At 54.7% G+C, this 15,400-nt stretch carries 12 protein-coding genes; all 12 read right to left on the bottom strand.

Going from position 1 to position 15,400, the window contains the following annotated elements:
• Positions 1–23 precede the first annotated feature (23 nt).
• Entirely contained in the window at positions 24–986 is a 963-nt protein-coding gene (locus tag H6750_11910; GenBank protein MCB9775008.1) for a type II secretion system F family protein, read from the bottom strand.
• Between the two features lie 11 nt (positions 987–997).
• Complete coding sequence (locus H6750_11905) at positions 998–1,861, bottom strand: type II secretion system F family protein (GenBank protein MCB9775007.1); 864 nt, start codon at positions 1,859–1,861, stop codon at positions 998–1,000.
• A complete protein-coding gene (locus tag H6750_11900) occupies positions 1,848–3,182 on the bottom strand; it encodes a CpaF family protein (GenBank protein ID MCB9775006.1) in 1,335 nt (444 codons plus the stop codon). Before H6750_11900 ends, H6750_11905 begins: the two co-directional genes overlap by 14 nt.
• A gap of 133 nt (positions 3,183–3,315) precedes the next feature.
• A complete protein-coding gene (locus tag H6750_11895; protein MCB9775005.1) occupies positions 3,316–4,536 on the bottom strand; it encodes an AAA family ATPase in 1,221 nt (406 codons plus the stop codon).
• Between the two features lie 14 nt (positions 4,537–4,550).
• Positions 4,551–5,780, bottom strand: a complete 1,230-nt coding sequence (locus tag H6750_11890) for a Tad domain-containing protein (protein ID MCB9775004.1) — start codon at positions 5,778–5,780, stop codon at positions 4,551–4,553.
• 67 nt (positions 5,781–5,847) lie between these two features.
• Entirely contained in the window at positions 5,848–6,873 is a 1,026-nt protein-coding gene (locus H6750_11885; protein MCB9775003.1) for a hypothetical protein, read from the bottom strand.
• Positions 6,870–7,799 carry a pilus assembly protein gene (locus H6750_11880; GenBank protein MCB9775002.1) on the bottom strand — a complete coding sequence of 310 codons (930 nt, stop codon included), beginning with the start codon at positions 7,797–7,799 and terminating at the stop codon, positions 6,870–6,872. Before H6750_11880 ends, H6750_11885 begins: the two co-directional genes overlap by 4 nt.
• On the bottom strand, positions 7,796–9,904 hold the full coding sequence (locus H6750_11875) for a pilus assembly protein N-terminal domain-containing protein (GenBank protein ID MCB9775001.1): 2,109 nt from the start codon (positions 9,902–9,904) through the stop codon (positions 7,796–7,798). The genes H6750_11880 and H6750_11875 overlap by 4 nt, the downstream gene beginning before the upstream one ends.
• A 263-nt stretch (positions 9,905–10,167) precedes the next feature.
• A complete protein-coding gene (locus tag H6750_11870) occupies positions 10,168–10,515 on the bottom strand; it encodes a hypothetical protein (protein MCB9775000.1) in 348 nt (115 codons plus the stop codon).
• A gap of 1,069 nt (positions 10,516–11,584) precedes the next feature.
• Positions 11,585–11,932 carry a hypothetical protein gene (locus H6750_11865; GenBank protein ID MCB9774999.1) on the bottom strand — a complete coding sequence of 116 codons (348 nt, stop codon included), beginning with the start codon at positions 11,930–11,932 and terminating at the stop codon, positions 11,585–11,587.
• Positions 11,933–12,250: 318 nt separating this feature from the next.
• Positions 12,251–13,030, bottom strand: coding sequence for a response regulator transcription factor (locus H6750_11860; protein MCB9774998.1), 780 nt, complete (start codon positions 13,028–13,030; stop codon positions 12,251–12,253).
• The gene (locus H6750_11855; protein MCB9774997.1) at positions 13,027–15,147 is read right to left on the bottom strand and encodes a histidine kinase; all 2,121 of its coding nucleotides are present in this window, start codon (positions 15,145–15,147) and stop codon (positions 13,027–13,029) included. The genes H6750_11860 and H6750_11855 overlap by 4 nt, the downstream gene beginning before the upstream one ends.
• Positions 15,148–15,400 lie beyond the last annotated feature (253 nt).

Genomic DNA, 15,400 nt, shown 5'->3' with positions numbered 1-15,400 from the left:
GTAGGGCCTCACAGGCCAGACCATTACCGAATCCCTCCCGTTATCCCGCTCACAAGGTTCACCAGTTGATGTAAGGAGGGCCCGAGCGTGGACACGAATATTCCCGGGAGAAAACAGAGAATGAGGGGAACCACCATTTTGACGGGAAGAGCTTGTGCAAGCATCAAAGCCTGCTCTCGGCGACGGTTCCGGAGATCGTCGGCCTGACGGCGAAGCGTCGTGGCCATACTTGCCCCCACCTGTTCGCTTTGAATCAATGCGGAAATCAGGAACGAGACGGAAGTCACTTCCAAACGGGAGGCCAGCCGTCGAAGACCCTGCAATCTGGACACACCCAGTTGCAGTTCTCGATGGTAGGTACGAAACTCCTGCGACAAAGGCCTGGTGCGAAACTGTGCCCCGAGAATTTTATCCAGGGCCGCATCAAAACTCAGCCCCCCTTCTGTCAGCGTGGCCAGCAATTCCAGCATCAAAGGAAGGTCATGGTCGACATCCATGACCCGTTGGCGACGGGACGCACGAACCACCAGCAATGGAATGCTGGCTAACAGGGAAAGCACGATCCAGGGGCCTGCATAGGCCACGGAAATAAAAGCCTCCCCGATTCCTCCCGGAATACCCTGCAGTGGCACCACCATCACATCGACCACTCCCGACCGGTTCATGATATATGCACTCCCGATTCCCAGTGCGAGCGCTCCTCCGGTAAGTCCCATAAAGACCATGGGCGCCAATCGCCCTCGGAACCCCGCCAAAAATAACCACCGGCGCAGCCACCACTCGGAGCGTGCCCGTCCGAGATCCAGAACAGAACGTTCCGACCCCAGAGTGTCCCGTACCCGCTCAACACTCCGGTGACGACTTGCCCAAGAAACCATCCCGAACAAGAGCAGAAGGACCGCGACAAACATTCCCGCCCAGGGCGTCAACATGACTGAGGCCACAATCGCGACAAGAATCAGGCCGAAATACCACATACGATCCATGACAACCTCACCTAAAATTTGACCTGACTGATCCGGTTAATCCAGACGATGCCCAACGCTTGTAATCCGATCGCTGCTCCCGCCAGCAAGGATCCGATGTCACTATTGAAAAAATTCTCCAAGGGACGGGGATTCGCTCTCCACATGATGAACGTCAACACATAGGATATGGCCAACACCCCGATCACCGAGGCTTTAGCCTCTACGGCTTGCGTCCGAATACGCCGGGAGAGTTCAATCCGGTCCCGAATCGTTCTTCCCACAACGGACAAGGTGGGGGCCAGACTCCCTCCCGTCCACCACTGGGCCGAGAGCGTCAGCGAAAACAGTTGAAAGGTTTCCAACGGGACCCGCTCTCCCAATTCTCGAACTGCGGATGCGGGGTTTTCTCCCAGACGGATTTTTCGCACGAGGTTATCCAAATACGGCCGAAGGGGCGCCGCAGACTCCTGTCGGGCGGTATCCAGCGCCTTGGGAAGAGATAACCCCGCCTTTAAGGCTCCCACCATGAGATCGATCGAATCGGCCAATTGGGTTTCAATGCGGCTCAAGCGCTTGCCGGCAATAATAGACTCCAGTAAAAATCCGAGAACTCCAACCATAAGCCCTGCGGCTCCGGCAAACGGGACAGAGAGCCTTAGGAAATAAAACAGTCCCACACTCACCCCCACCCCTAGACACGCGGGAATGATCCGATAGCGGGGAGGGAATACGTGCCGGACCGGCCGGCCGGTCTGAGGGGAGACCCGCCCGGCCCCATCCTGCGCAAGCCTGGCCTGAGTGGCCACCCGAAAAGAGAAGTTTCTCCACCACCAAACGCACAGCCCGACAATCAGACCAATCGCCATCAACCCCGCAAATTCACGAAAACCCATGGAGATCTCTTCCTCCGGTAAACAGGGACAGGGGAATGTCGATATGCTGCTCACGCAATTCTTCGACCACTCTTGGAACGATACCGGTCGGCATAAATTCTCCGGCCACACGCTTTCCCCGAAACCCTCGCCGCCGGAACTGAAAGATGTCCTGCATGAGAGGGGTCAGGCCTTCCATGCCGGTCATTTCCGCAATCGTTTCGATCCGGCGCACGCCGTCTTCATACCGCCGGACCTGAATAATAAGATGAAGGGCAGAAACCATTTGCTCTCGAATGGCGCGGGAAGGTAATTCCGTGCCCGCAAAAAGCACCATGGTTTCCAACCGAGACAACGCATCACGGGGAGAATTGGCGTGAACCGTGCTCATGCTGCCTTCATGACCGGTATTCATAGCTTGCAACATATCCAGGGCTTCCGGCCCACGAACTTCCCCGACGATGATCCGGTCCGGCCGCATCCGTAAGGCATTCACCACCAGATCCCTCGCCATAATCCGCCCTTGGCCCTCGATATTCGGCTGGCGGGTTTCCATCCGGACCACATGTTCCTGATCCAGGTGTAATTCCGCGGTATCTTCAATCGTAATGATGCGCTCGTGAAAGGGAATAGCCTCCGACAACGCCCCCAACAGGGTAGATTTCCCGGCCCCCGTTCCACCTGAAATCAGAAGATTTTTCTTGCCACGAACGACCAGTTCCAGAAACGTCGCCATATCCGGCGACAGCGTTCCCAGTCCCAGGAGATCATTCCGCCGTAGCCGACGGACGCCAAACCGCCGAATGGAGAGGGTCGGCCCATCGATCGTCGCCGGTGGCAGGGTGGCATTAACCCGCGTGCCATCGGCCAGACGCAGATCCACCATTGGAGAGGCCGTATCCACCCTCCGGCCCATTTGCGCCGCAATCCGCTCGATCACCCGAATCACATGATCGTCGTCCAGAAACTGAACGTCAGTTTTTTCCAACCGGCCATACCGCTCCACATAGACTGACTGGTGGCCGTTGACAAGAATATCCGTCACAGCCGGATCGGCCAACAACGGAGTCAAGGGCCCCAAACCAATGGCTTCCTCGGTCAATTCTTCGGCCAGCCGTCCCTGCTCCGCCTGATTTAACGGAATGTGTTCCGATTCTAAAATCCGCGCGGTAAACTCCTTCACCACTGCCGATACATCCTCATGATTGAGTCCAGCGGCCAAATGTTCTCCGATTTCATTCAGGAGTCGCTCCTGAAGGGCGCTTTTAATCGACAGAAAATCGGCATGCTTGACTCGCGCCAATGGATCATCCAGCAATGCTTCGTCTTTGACCACGTTCATCGCCGGACGTTTCAGCGCAGCCTTGAGCCTCGAGGCCGTATCCGCACTTAATGATTTGCCAAACGGAACGGGCGGCCGGCTCTCTGGGGACGAAGGTAATGGGAAATCCTGTTCGCTCATGGTAAGGGAACGGTCAGGCCGGCTCCTCGTTTATCATTTTCGCCAAGTGATCAATTTCCGCGGCAACGGACCGGTCTGCTAACCGCTCAATTTCCCCGACCAACAGATGTGCGCTACGTCCGAACCCGAAGTATCGGGTAGCCTGGAGCACATACGGCTCCCCGAGATTGGCGCAGGTTAACAGTTTCTTTTGATAGGGAAAGACATAATGAAATTCTCGCATCAACCGCTCCTCAATCTCCGTTTGCGTTAAATTTCCGGCAAAATTCCGGTAGTTTTGATTCAGGACCAAACGCTGACGCTCGACCGGACATCCAAGCCCCTCCAAAATCGGTAGCAGTTTGGCCGTGCCGATGACATTGGGCGCCGTTCCCTGCATCACGACATAGGTAAAGGTGGACAGATCCAACACCGTCATCACGACACTATCCAACATGGGAAACGTATCAACCACCACGTACGTGAAGGTTCGCCGCGCTAAGTTCAAAATACGATACATGGATTCCTCATCCACCTCAGACGCTTCGGCCGCATTCCCCGGCGCGGCCAGAAGCGCCAACCCGCACGGATGAGACACGGTCAATTCGCGAAGCAACGTCTCATCAAGACGTCCTTTTTCACGAACGGCGTCCACAATGGTCGTTCGGGGATTCAGATCAAGCATTACCGCAGCAACGCCCAACTGCAAAGACGCATCCACCAGCAACACCTGGCCGGGATGGCGACTGGCCAGCAAACACGCCATATTGACTGAAATCGTCGATTTCCCCACTCCCCCTTTGTTGCTGACAAACGAGACAATATGGCCGAGCGGGGACAGGCTGGATTTGGTCTTTCCCTGCACAAAAATCCGGTCGAGGACCTGTCGAATTTCGGTGCTGGAAAGCGGGTGCCGGAGGAAATCCTGAATACGCGCCCGGACGCCTTCAAGAATAAACGCGCTTTCCGATTGATCGGATTCAAAAAGATCGGGCTTGTACAAGCCGGCGATAGCGGTTCCCGGCAACATCTGAGACACATCAATCGTAAACTCCTTCAAGCCGCGAAGATCTCCATTCATCTCGACACAAATCAATTGAGGCCGGCGGTTCCTGGCCAGCTCTTCCGCATGGCGGAATGACTCGGCATAGACCGTGACGCATCGGTAACTGCCCACACCCTGAAGCGCGGAATCAAATTCCGCGCGGAGTCCAGGGGATTTCCCTACCACGAGGATATGGAGATTCGTTTCCATTACACGTTCAATCCCTAACGAACCAGCGCCGGAGCCAGCAGGGCTCCCTCTTCCTGAATGTCACGATTAACTTGAAACAACCATGCCAATTCCGGTTCCGGCAGAAGGGGAAATGCAGGCAGGAGAGTGACGGTGGCATTTTCTACAGCCACTTGACCCGGTCGCCTGATAATCTGTACCGAACCGGGCGCTGTTCCAGTCATTTCAACCCGTGCAAATCCCACCACCCGTTCCGTCCCCAAAAAATCTTCGTAGAGAGGTGCATATCCGTCGATCGTCACCTGTCCCCCTTCAGGAAATCGAGCACGAACTGGTTCCCCAATGCTCGTAACCGAAAGGAGAAACCGGCCGATTGCCGTGGACCCGACCGCCACGACCCCTGAAGAATCCACGGTGCCCGAACCGGGAACATCCACCACCAGAGAATCCCGCCAGCCTGCACGAACAAGACCAAATGGGGCAACACCCAGACGGGGAGGCTCGGACAAGTTATCCGGCAGACCCACCCCTCGAACAGGGCGGGCATCGGCAATCGCGGTCGCCCGCACGGTTAGGCCCGTAAAACGAATTCCAGGCGAATCGATTTGGGCCTGGAGAGGCGAGCCAAGTCCTAACACCAGCGGCAGGGTCGGGCCGGCCGAACTCACTCCCGGCACATTATCGACGCCGGTCTGACCCTGAAAGGGTTCCGGTTTTATGGAGCGCCGCAATCGCACGAGAAAGGCATCGGCCGTCGGACTGGCGTTCACTTCAGCCGGGACGAAATCGATCCGGGTATAATTTGCACATTCCCTGTGCGGGGCTTCGACCGAACAACTGGGATCGGGAATCCCAAACGTCCCGCTGACCATATCGCCATGTCGGGCATTGGCTTCATCATTCCATTGCAACACCGGTTTGTAGACGGGGGCCGACCGAACGTCTACTGTCTGCATCGCATTGAGGTCGGTTTGTCCTCCAGTCAGGAACACATCAGGCCCCGCACCAAACTGCAGGAGATCGTCGGTCAGATCAAAATCATCATCATACGTCCATGCGGCCAGCTGGCTCACCGCCACCCGGCGGTTCAGATCACTGGCAACCGGATCCTCTGGGGCCACATCACGCAGACGCAAGCCTTCCCCCGCACCGGCATCCGCCACATTTTGCATTTGCACTCTGGTGAGATTGACATACCCCCAATCGATCACTAACGAACCAATACCCAGCATTCCCCAAACCAGCAAGACGAACAGGACCAACATAGCCTGACATTCCCAAAGAGTACCGTGTCGCGTTCAAGCATGAACGCGCATCGTGTATAACATCGCACTATTTCTCCTGATCCGACGCAACAGGCACGGTAATGAACTCCCGTTCTCCCGATCCGTTCAAGGTTTCCACAAACGTGAGCGAAGATTCCGTATTTCCATTTTTTGAAATCCCGCCAGACGACTTCCCTAAAGCCAACGTATTCCCAAAGGGGCTCCAGGGTTGGGATTCCGGTGTCTCGCTGTCCCTGGGATCGTCCGGATGTCCTGAACGAGGAATGGTCGTAATCTCGGCCTTCACGGCCACGGCTTCGGTCAATGAAGCCACTTCTTCCGGGTCCACCGCGATGACGATTTCTTGAACAGGCTTCTTTTTGACCACAAGACCCTGGGTCAGCGTATTCACCGAGAGAGGAATTTCCCGGGTCGTCAACGGTTGAACCAGCACACCGTTTTGCACCAGCACCCGCACGGTGGCTTGTTTTGCCCAATTATGTAAATTCGCCTGGAGCGCTAATTGTTGACCATAGACTCCTCCCATGGTCAATGATTTATCCTTCCCATCCGCGTCGATCGGCAATGTCGCGATCAGATCGAAGCGATCTCCGGGATTCAGGCCATATAACCCGCTGACCTGACCGGCTTCGACCCGCACGGCCCGCTTCCCTGGGGGAATCCCCCCGACTAACCCAGGACGGGAACCCCTCGGGAGAAAATCCACTTCCGTGAACACATATCCGGCAGGCTTCTCTCGCCCAAGGACACGACCGAGAATGTCCGTTAAATCGGTTTTCATAGCTTCGGTCACCTGTTCCGGGGGAAGCAGCACAACAGACAGCTGCCCTTTCCCGGCATTCCACACATGTTGACGGTTCAATTGGGTGAACGCCGGAATCGTTTGCGCGCTGACCGGAACGGCAACCAGCCCCTCCGTGGAAGGCCCGCAATTCACTCCGAACCAGCAAGGGTTCACCAGGCCGGACACCCACAATCCCCCTAGAATCACGACAAGCATGCCCGCCAAAAAAAATGGGGACGACACAAATCTGACCCACGACGATCGAGGGTGAGATCCGGCAGTTTTCATAAGAACACCTCCCGCCTGGAAATGGCTTGGGCGGAAAGAAGCTTCCTGTAGGGCCTGAGCGTTTCACCGCCAAATGCCAATTGTCCTCCCAATCCGAAACGTCCGCCGTACACGCCTACTTCAGGCAAATCACCGACCCCAAATGGAGTCCCGCGTGGCGGAGCATTGATGGAATCGTCGACGCTTTCATCGTCCGCTTGAATGCGATTGGCCAGGTTCGATTCAAAACGGCCTCCCGGACCTTGCTGAAACCCGCTCAACATCGCCGCTTGGAACGGATAATTGATGCGAACCGCCACCAGACCCCGTTGAGGAGGCGGATTTTCGGGGTCAAGTGGCACCAGACTAAAAGAGCCATTCGTGATTTCTTCAAGAACCGGAACCCATCGAATGGCTTCCACGCCCCCCGCTCCACGGGATTCCACCCGGGGAATTCCCACTCCCAGACCGCTTGGGGCCAAAGGATCATTCAACAGCGCACCGGGAAACCTCAGCAATCGACGGCTGGAACCTTGTATTTCAGCCTGTTCGAAAATCATGAGCGGTCTCAACATTTTATTGACCATGGGCAACTGATCCAGAAACGCTTGAAACGCCACATCGTCATCCCCAAACGCGTCGAGATCGATGACCAGCAAGGCCGGGTCGAATATCTGTGCCATAACTGTTGGATCCTGCAAGGCCTGATCAAAGGTCATGGCCGCAGGGAGCGGCACCAACGACAATTCCCGGGCGGCCACACGGGCGGCATCTTGAAGCACTTGAGCCGCAAACACCATTCTCCCGATGTCTACCACCAAGGCAACCAGGACATAAAACACCAACGACAGGAAGGCAAATTCGATGAGCACCCCGCCACGTTGGGATGCAACCGGACCAAGAGATGGACGAATTTTTGTCAGCAAGGCTTTTACTCTCCGCTTCACAAGCCTTTCCCCTCAGGTGCCGGCCATGACTTGAATTCCCAGGCCGGTCGATAGTCGGTGAGAGCTGGAAAAGCCCAGAGGCCCACCTCGGGAATCGGTTCTCTCATAATGACAGGATGGATGATAATAACGAGTTCAACCTCTTCGTTGTTTTGCGTAAACCGTCGAAACAACCAACCCAACCCCGGGATATCACGAATCCCAGGAATAAAGCTCTGCTGATCCGATTTGTCACGCGAGAGGAGACCTCCAATCAGGATGGCCTGGCCATCCTGCATGCGTGCGCTCGTCTGCATGGACCGGTTTTTGAATGCTGTCGTGGGTTGATTGGTTCCAGTGGCCTCTGCAATGCCCGTCGTCAAGCGCAAATCAGGTGTCACCACTTGCGGAACCACGTCGATCGTCAAATCCCCGTCTTCTCCCACCAGCGGGCGAACACGGAGGGAGATCCCGAATTCACGAAACGTGACAAACTGAAAAACCCCTGCCGCGCCAGGCGTCTCTCCACCACCGAAAAACGGGGAAAATGCCTGCTCAATCGGGACTTCTCCTCCAACCAGAAAAGCGGCAATTTCTCCAGACAACACGGTGAGCGAAGGAGAAGACAGGCTTCGCGCCAAATCCAGTCTCTCCAAAAACGTGAAGACTGATTCAAGGGCAAACTGCCCACTTTGAATGAACGTGTCGACCGCAAGCGTACCACTCAGAAAGCCTAAAATGTTTCGGACCCCGGACTCTGGAGCCGTCCCGAAATTGTCAAAGGTTCCGATCAGATCGGAGCCATAGGACCGCAGTTTTGTCCGATTGACTTCATAGAGCTTGATGTTGACCCGAATTTGCGGAAGATCCCTCACATGAAGAAAGGAGAGAATGCGTCCGTGGGCCGCTTCAATCACTTTGGCCCGGCCCAGATTCGATTGTACCCGGTTACTGATGCGCCCAGACGTCGTACCAGCCCCTCCAAATAGCTGACCAATCCCGCCGCCGCCCCCACCAATCATCAGTCGCCCTTGCTGCCCTTGCTGCCCCCCTTGCTGTTGTCCTAATCGACCGGCCAACGCCCCCGCTTCATCACCCACCACGCGAATATTTTGTCGCGTGGCCCCCTGGCCGGTCAGCATTCGGGAACCTACCTCCAGCACGCGCAAGAGGGCCACTTGATTTTTCACCGATCCCTCCAGGACAAAGACATCCTGCTCATCATCACGCACAACACCTCGTTTTACTCGCCGCACCGTCACCTGCTCACCCCCAAGATTCCGGATTGCCTCTTGCATGCGCTCCTCCGGAGTTGCCGGCAACGTGTCCAATTGAATCAAATTGATGATAGTCCCTCCGACAGGGGTGTCCTCCGTAACTTGAACGGGGTCGGAGGAATCGCTTGATGAGGATTCCTCATCTCCCTCATCATCAGAGGAAGGGCCGGATGATCCCGAGGATTGATTCGACCCCCCGGGCTGAGTCTGATTGGCCGGCTGCCCGCCGGGACTTTGCACAAACGGCCCCTGACCTGATCTCCTTGTTCCCCGTCTGGCATTCACATATTTCTGCGCGATCCCTTCCGCCGCCTGGGAATAGGTCACATCAGGCACCTTTCCGGTCAGAATGATGGCATCACGGTCCGGGGCACTGGTCACACCGATACTGGGGTGAACGTTATGCAAAGCCGCATGCAGAACGGAAAGATCCCGTTGCACATTGCATTGATAATGACGAATCGCTCCTGACTGAAGCCAGACAATGATCGACGTGCGTCCGGGGCGCTGCCCAAGAATCAGAATTTCCTTGTTGTTAATCAACTGAGCCGAAACGATTGACGTATCGCCCACCGCAACCCGCTGCACCGGATCATCAATCACAACACGTCGGTGTTGGGCCACAATCACGCGCAAAGGGATAGGAGACTCCGGGGATTTTTTAAGAACTATTGTCCTTGGAGATAGCTTCGAAGAGGGCGTTTGCGCCATTGCACTGGGAAGAAGAAGCAGAAAGATCACGCTAACCAGCAGGCTCATGCGCGGAACATTCAGATAGCCCAGAGTGGCAGGCCTTGGCAATCCGGCTGCTGAATGATCTTTCATGGTGTTCTTTAAAACCTCGTTCATCTACAAACCTACGCTATCCTGCTCCAGGCCCAATCCGCTTTTCCCTCACATGCCCCGCAAGGGTGTGTATGGCCCGACTGTTAATGTCTTTAATGTCTTATAGGAGATTACATCGTTCGCCCACGAGGTGATTCTTCTGGACTGTCAGGGTCGTCCAATGAACGGTTATTTTTTACACATGGACGGCTCAAACAAAAAGCCTTCCCGGTCGAGTCAGGCCGGGAAGGCTTTTCACTCGCGTGCATACACAAACCCTTGGGAGCTTACTCAGCTTGAGCTTCGACAACCAAGGTCGAAATACTCGTAGTGGTCCCAAGATTATTTCCTAGCCGTTCGGTGCCGGCGTTGGCAACAATGCCGCCAATATCCAAGGCAATGGCATCGCCACCGGGTCCACCATCTACACTGGTTTCAATGATTTTTCCTGCGACAATCGGGGCATTATCGTCAGCATGTGCCCCGGGCAACACCGCAGCGACCGCGGCCATCATATCCGTGGTTTTATGGCCGAATACCGCCACGGCGGCGGCTCCGATCAAGGCAATGCCCGCGACGAGAAGGCTATATTCCACCAACGCCGCGCCCGCTTGACTACGTAACTTTTTAAACATACGAAAACCCTCCTTTGAAGTGATAGTGCCGCCTCAGGGACCCTTCTGGGGTCAAAGAAGACAAATCCTCCTTCAAGCGTCCGGGCGCTCGCCCAAGGCCTGGTAATCCGGAATTGGTTTTTGACTGAATGGGTTAATGGAATTTAAGAAGGCATCCTTATCTGTTCACTTATAAGGTCGCCATCTCATGTATTCCACTTTCTTTTTTTGAACAGTTACATTCATGTCATGAGCGGTTGATGGCCTCTATGACTGGATTGAAGTGGTGGAGGGGAAAACCGGTGAGAGAGCGAAGAACAGTGCAGGTCTCTTACAAAATCTGGGTTTGCCCAAATAAACGGGACTGGTAAACGCTAGCCCTAAGCAATTGGTATGTAACCCGGGTGGGGTGACGTATCACCCTTACATGCTTGCAACATTCGGATTGGCCTGAGTTGTGGGCGTGAGTCATTTGGTTAGTGAATGGGTCTGTTGAAAAAAGCCGCCAGCGGCGTTCTCGCCATTTTCCCGTGCTCACGTACTACGCGTACGCTCCGCGCGTAAAAACGGCTGCGGCCTTGCTGGACGGACCCTTTGGGAAGACTCAGGGCATGCTTTTTTGAACCGACCCGGAGCCTTTGATGAGAAATCTAATCCTGGGCAAATTTTCCCTTGAACATCTTTATTATTCAACACTCCCTGAATCGTCTTTCAGGGCGACCGGGTGCCTTCATTCATCCACAACCCTGCTCTTATTGCGAAACAACTATATTTGCCTGCTGAAAGCGACATAGGCCGCAAAGTCCCAAACAGATGACCCAAGCAGGATGCTCAGAATTGCCCCGTTTTGGCTCGTCCACCACGACCTGGTTGCCGCGCCTCTTCGTTCTGCGGCGCAGGCAAAGAACGCCGTCTGAGGACTTCTCCGAGATCCTATTAGTGCCTCGCGATGACTTCACTATCATAAATTGTCGAAATGACTTGCATCCTCCAACCTGTTGAATGTGCTCGACAGACAACAAAAAGCCTTCCCGGCCTGATTCGACCGGGAAGGCTTTTCACTCGCGTGCATGTACAAACCCTAGGGAGCTTACTCAGATTGAGCTTCGACAACCAATGTCGAAATACTCGTAGTGGTCCCAAAATTATTTCCTAGCCGTTCGGTGCCGGCGTTGGCAACAATGCCGTTAATATCCAAGGCAATGGCATTTCCACCAGGTCCTTGACCATCTGCGGTTTCAATAATCTTACCGCTGACAATGGGGCCATTATCGTCAGCATGCGCCCCGGGCAACACCGCAGCGATTGCGGCCATCATATCCGAGGTTTTGTGGCCGAATACCGCCACGGCGGCCGCTCCGATTAAGGCGATTCCCGCGACGAGGAGACTGTATTCCACCAACGCCGCGCCTGCTTGACTACGTAACTTTTTAAACATGGGAAAACCCTCCTTTTTTAGTGATATTGACGCCTCATGCACCTTTCTGGGGCCAAAGAGGACCAATCCTCCTTCGAGCGTCCGGTCACTCGCCTGAGACTTACGATATCCGGAAACCTGTCACTGAACGGGCTACACGGCCTTTCTAAACTGTCACTTCGAATACCTGTCAATTTATAAAGGCGGGATGCGCGTAATCCACAGTCTTTTTTTATGAACGGTCATATAATTTCATGAGCGGTTGATTCGCCTGAATGACTGGATTATGGCAGAGGGGAAGGGAAAACCGGCGAGGGACCAATCCGTAAGGCAGGGATCTTACAACCTCAGGATTTGGTGCCGTAAAAATCGTGACTGACTGCGGCTGACCCTGAGTTGTTGAGTATTCGTCAAGGTAACGACATACGACCCTCCCGGCATAGTGGCCACCCGGCATATCGACTCCACATTGACCAAAGTCCCGCGACCCAATCGCACGAATCGCCTGGGGTCCAGTCTGGCCTCAAGCGCCTTGAGCCGGTGGCTGATGGTATGACGTTCCTTTCGAAGGGTCGTGATATGCATCAGCTCTCCATCCGAGACAATGGAGGCAATCTGATTCACCGGCAGAAAAATGATCTCTTCTTTCTTTTTGATCGGGAGACGGTCCATGTAATCCGAATCCTCCGGAGGGGCTCCCTCCTTGCCGCGCGGTCGAGCTTCCAATTCATTCGCCATGACATCTTCCCGTTCCAGACGCTCCTTTGCCCGTTTGATGGTTTTACGCAGTCGCGTGCGGTCGACCGGTTTCAATAAGTAGTCGATGGCCTCGATATCGAACGCCTCAATGGCATATTCATTGTGGGCTGTGACAAACGCAATCAACGGAATATGCCCTTTTTTGATGGCCTTGACCATGGAAAGGCCATCCAGTCCGGGCATTTGAAGATCCAGTAATGCCAGATCGGGTTGTTCCCGTTGAATCAGGCTGATCGCGTCCTCACCGTTCTCGGCCTCTCCCACAATGTCGACATCATCCAGAGTCTTCAAGGTCGTCGTCAGAAATGAACGTGCCGGCCGCTCATCGTCAACAACAATAACCCGGAGTTTTCCGCTCATTCTTTCACCCCCTGGCCGGAAGGAAGGCATTCGGATTCTTCTGCCAGGAGATCGCTCGAACCAACAAGAGGAATACGGATGTGGACAATCGTGCCAAGCTTTGGACTCCGATGCATAGATAACGCAGCATGATCGCCATAATGCAAATGAAGACGTTTCTTAATATTGGCCAACCCGATTCCGGCTCCCCAGGCGACCTCCTGCCCCTTGTCTTCCGGACCCTGTCCCGTATCCTGCACCTTGATCACAAGATCACGAGTCCTCCAAGCTTCGTGACCATTTTCGTTTTTCCGTTGTTCCACTTCAGCCCCAATTTTAATGATCCCTCCCTTGGCACATTTTTGAATTCCGTGTTTCACCGCATTTTCCACCAGTGGTTGCAACACCAGAGCCGGCACAGGCAGATCTCGTAAATTTGACGGCACATTGACTTGATAGGCCAACCGCCGTTCGAAACGCGCCTGTTCAATCATGAGATACGCCTGGACTAAATCCACCTCCTGACCCAAGGTGGAAAAATCCCCCTCAAGACGCTTTAACACGCCTCTCAGCAACTCCGTCAGCCGCATGAGCGTGTCCAGCGCCCGCGCCGGTGCCGTTTGAATGAGATAGCCAATAGTGGTCAAGGCATTAAATAAAAAGTGAGGGTTCAATTGCGTGCGAAGAGCCCGGAGTTCCGCCTCAATGGTCAGTTTTCTCATTTCCTGCTCTCGAATGGCCACGGCACAGCGCTCATGGGCCGATCGCACCGCATCGATCCTTCGGGCAATGATATGCGCCACGGCTTCCAATAGGAACAGGTCGTCCGAAAGCAATCGCCGTCGATGAAGAAGCCCCTGAATCACCAGAACGTATTGAGGCAATTCCATCGTCGGAATGAACACGAGGAATTCTTCTCCGCCAGGCCGGGACAAGGATGATTCACTGCTTCCTTTTCTTACCAGGCTTTCAACGGAGATGGCTCGACTCGCCGGAGATTCTTCCCCACGATCCCCGTCCAGTACGCCGACCTGACCCGGCCATTCAGATCCGGCCTCGCTCTCCAGGCTCCAAGGCCTCCAGGTAATCTGTCTGGCCAACAGAGCAGGCTGAAGTAATGCACCGGTACGGGACAAAATCCGCTCTGGCTCTTCCTCCTCATTAGCAGCGATTGCCACCTCCTGCCTGAGTTGATCGTAGTCCGGTCGTCTCAACACCACGACATCCACCAGCCAGATCACGGCTTTTCGTAAATGGGGATAGGCCAGCGCCGTGATGATCCAAAGTGCAAAAAAAACACCAAGCCGGGATAGGTTAGCCATTTCATTGTCCGGGTCGAGCCGTAACACCGGAATCCCAACGGTGATCAAGGCACCAAGCGTCACCAGGGCCAACACCAAAAAGGATAACGCCCGCTTCAAGAAAAGGTCTCCCAGAGCAAAGCGATAGTCCTGATAGAGAATGGCCAGGGCCAACAGGAGATTGGCATGATGACCGACAACCTCCATGCCCCAGGAATATTCCCCGGTCTCATGCTGACTAAAGGGAAGAACCGCAATGGCCAATCCGGAGAGCACCACGATTCCCCCCATATAATCCCACCCCTCAGCCCGCACTCTGACAGCAAGAAGCCAGATCAAAAGCACGAGAAAGCCCCAGACCATGGCCTGGAGCGCTGCTCCGGACATGCTCCCCGATTCCCCGCTCAGAGCAGCATGCAGGTGCATGAGGGATGCCCACCCGCTCAACCCAAAACCCGCTGCAGAAATCGATCGACGAATCCAGGCAGGCAGGCCCATGGGCTGCGTTTCAACCATAGCCAGAACAACGACAGCGGGAAGAAATCCCAATGCGGAGACCGCCAACGCATACAACACCGGAAGCGGTGCGGTCAGGTGTAAATTCGGAAGCAGAAAGGCCAGCAGAGCTCCAACATTCCACAGCAAGCCTAAAATTGCCGTCCAACATGCAAGCCATCTGGGGGATTGGGCAGAGGGTTCGCTCTGATTCTTTTGGGTCGATTCCTGCAACGCCCGAAAAACCAGCCACAACAACATGGCATACAAAATCATACCGACGGCGTACCCGCTGACATGCGCGATAAACGAGACAGAAAAATCGGACACTTCAGTCAACACGGCCCTCTTCCATGGCATCCATTTCCTTTTCTTCCGAAAATTGGCGCCCCATCATAGACCCGATAGATTATTTCCACGAAGCTATCCCGACGAATGGTCGTTTTAACCAATCAGTGGTCGTTTAATCCCGGTATTGTGGCCAGGGTTTCTCCGGATCATTCTCTTTGTCCACTCTCAAGCTAGGCCCGGATTCGGCCGAACATATCAATATGTCCTCAGCCATCGCCTCTACAGATCAACCCATGAGAACACA

Source organism: Nitrospiraceae bacterium, from assembly GCA_020632595.1.
In the GTDB taxonomy this organism is placed as follows: domain Bacteria; phylum Nitrospirota; class Nitrospiria; order Nitrospirales; family UBA8639; genus Nitrospira_E.
Note: the sequence above shows the minus strand (reverse complement) of the source record. Positions and strands in the feature narration are given on the sequence as shown.

Excerpts from the sequence above, each read along its gene's own strand:
- H6750_11895 (MCB9775005.1), bottom strand. The coding sequence starts at position 4,536 with ATGGAAACGAATCTCCATATCCTCGTGGTAGGGAAATCCCCTGGACTC.
- H6750_11900 (MCB9775006.1), bottom strand. The coding sequence starts at position 3,182 with ATGAACGTGGTCAAAGACGAAGCATTGCTGGATGATCCATTGGCGCGA.
- H6750_11860 (MCB9774998.1), bottom strand. The coding sequence starts at position 13,030 with ATGAGCGGAAAACTCCGGGTTATTGTTGTTGACGATGAGCGGCCGGCA.
- H6750_11885 (MCB9775003.1), bottom strand. The coding sequence starts at position 6,873 with ATGAAAACTGCCGGATCTCACCCTCGATCGTCGTGGGTCAGATTTGTG.
- H6750_11890 (MCB9775004.1), bottom strand. The coding sequence starts at position 5,780 with ATGTTGGTCCTGTTCGTCTTGCTGGTTTGGGGAATGCTGGGTATTGGT.
- H6750_11910 (MCB9775008.1), bottom strand. The coding sequence starts at position 986 with ATGGATCGTATGTGGTATTTCGGCCTGATTCTTGTCGCGATTGTGGCC.
- H6750_11875 (MCB9775001.1), bottom strand. The coding sequence starts at position 9,904 with ATGAACGAGGTTTTAAAGAACACCATGAAAGATCATTCAGCAGCCGGA.
- H6750_11865 (MCB9774999.1), bottom strand. The coding sequence starts at position 11,932 with ATGTTTAAAAAGTTACGTAGTCAAGCAGGCGCGGCGTTGGTGGAATAC.
- H6750_11905 (MCB9775007.1), bottom strand. The coding sequence starts at position 1,861 with ATGGGTTTTCGTGAATTTGCGGGGTTGATGGCGATTGGTCTGATTGTC.
- H6750_11870 (MCB9775000.1), bottom strand. The coding sequence starts at position 10,515 with ATGTTTAAAAAGTTACGTAGTCAAGCGGGCGCGGCGTTGGTGGAATAT.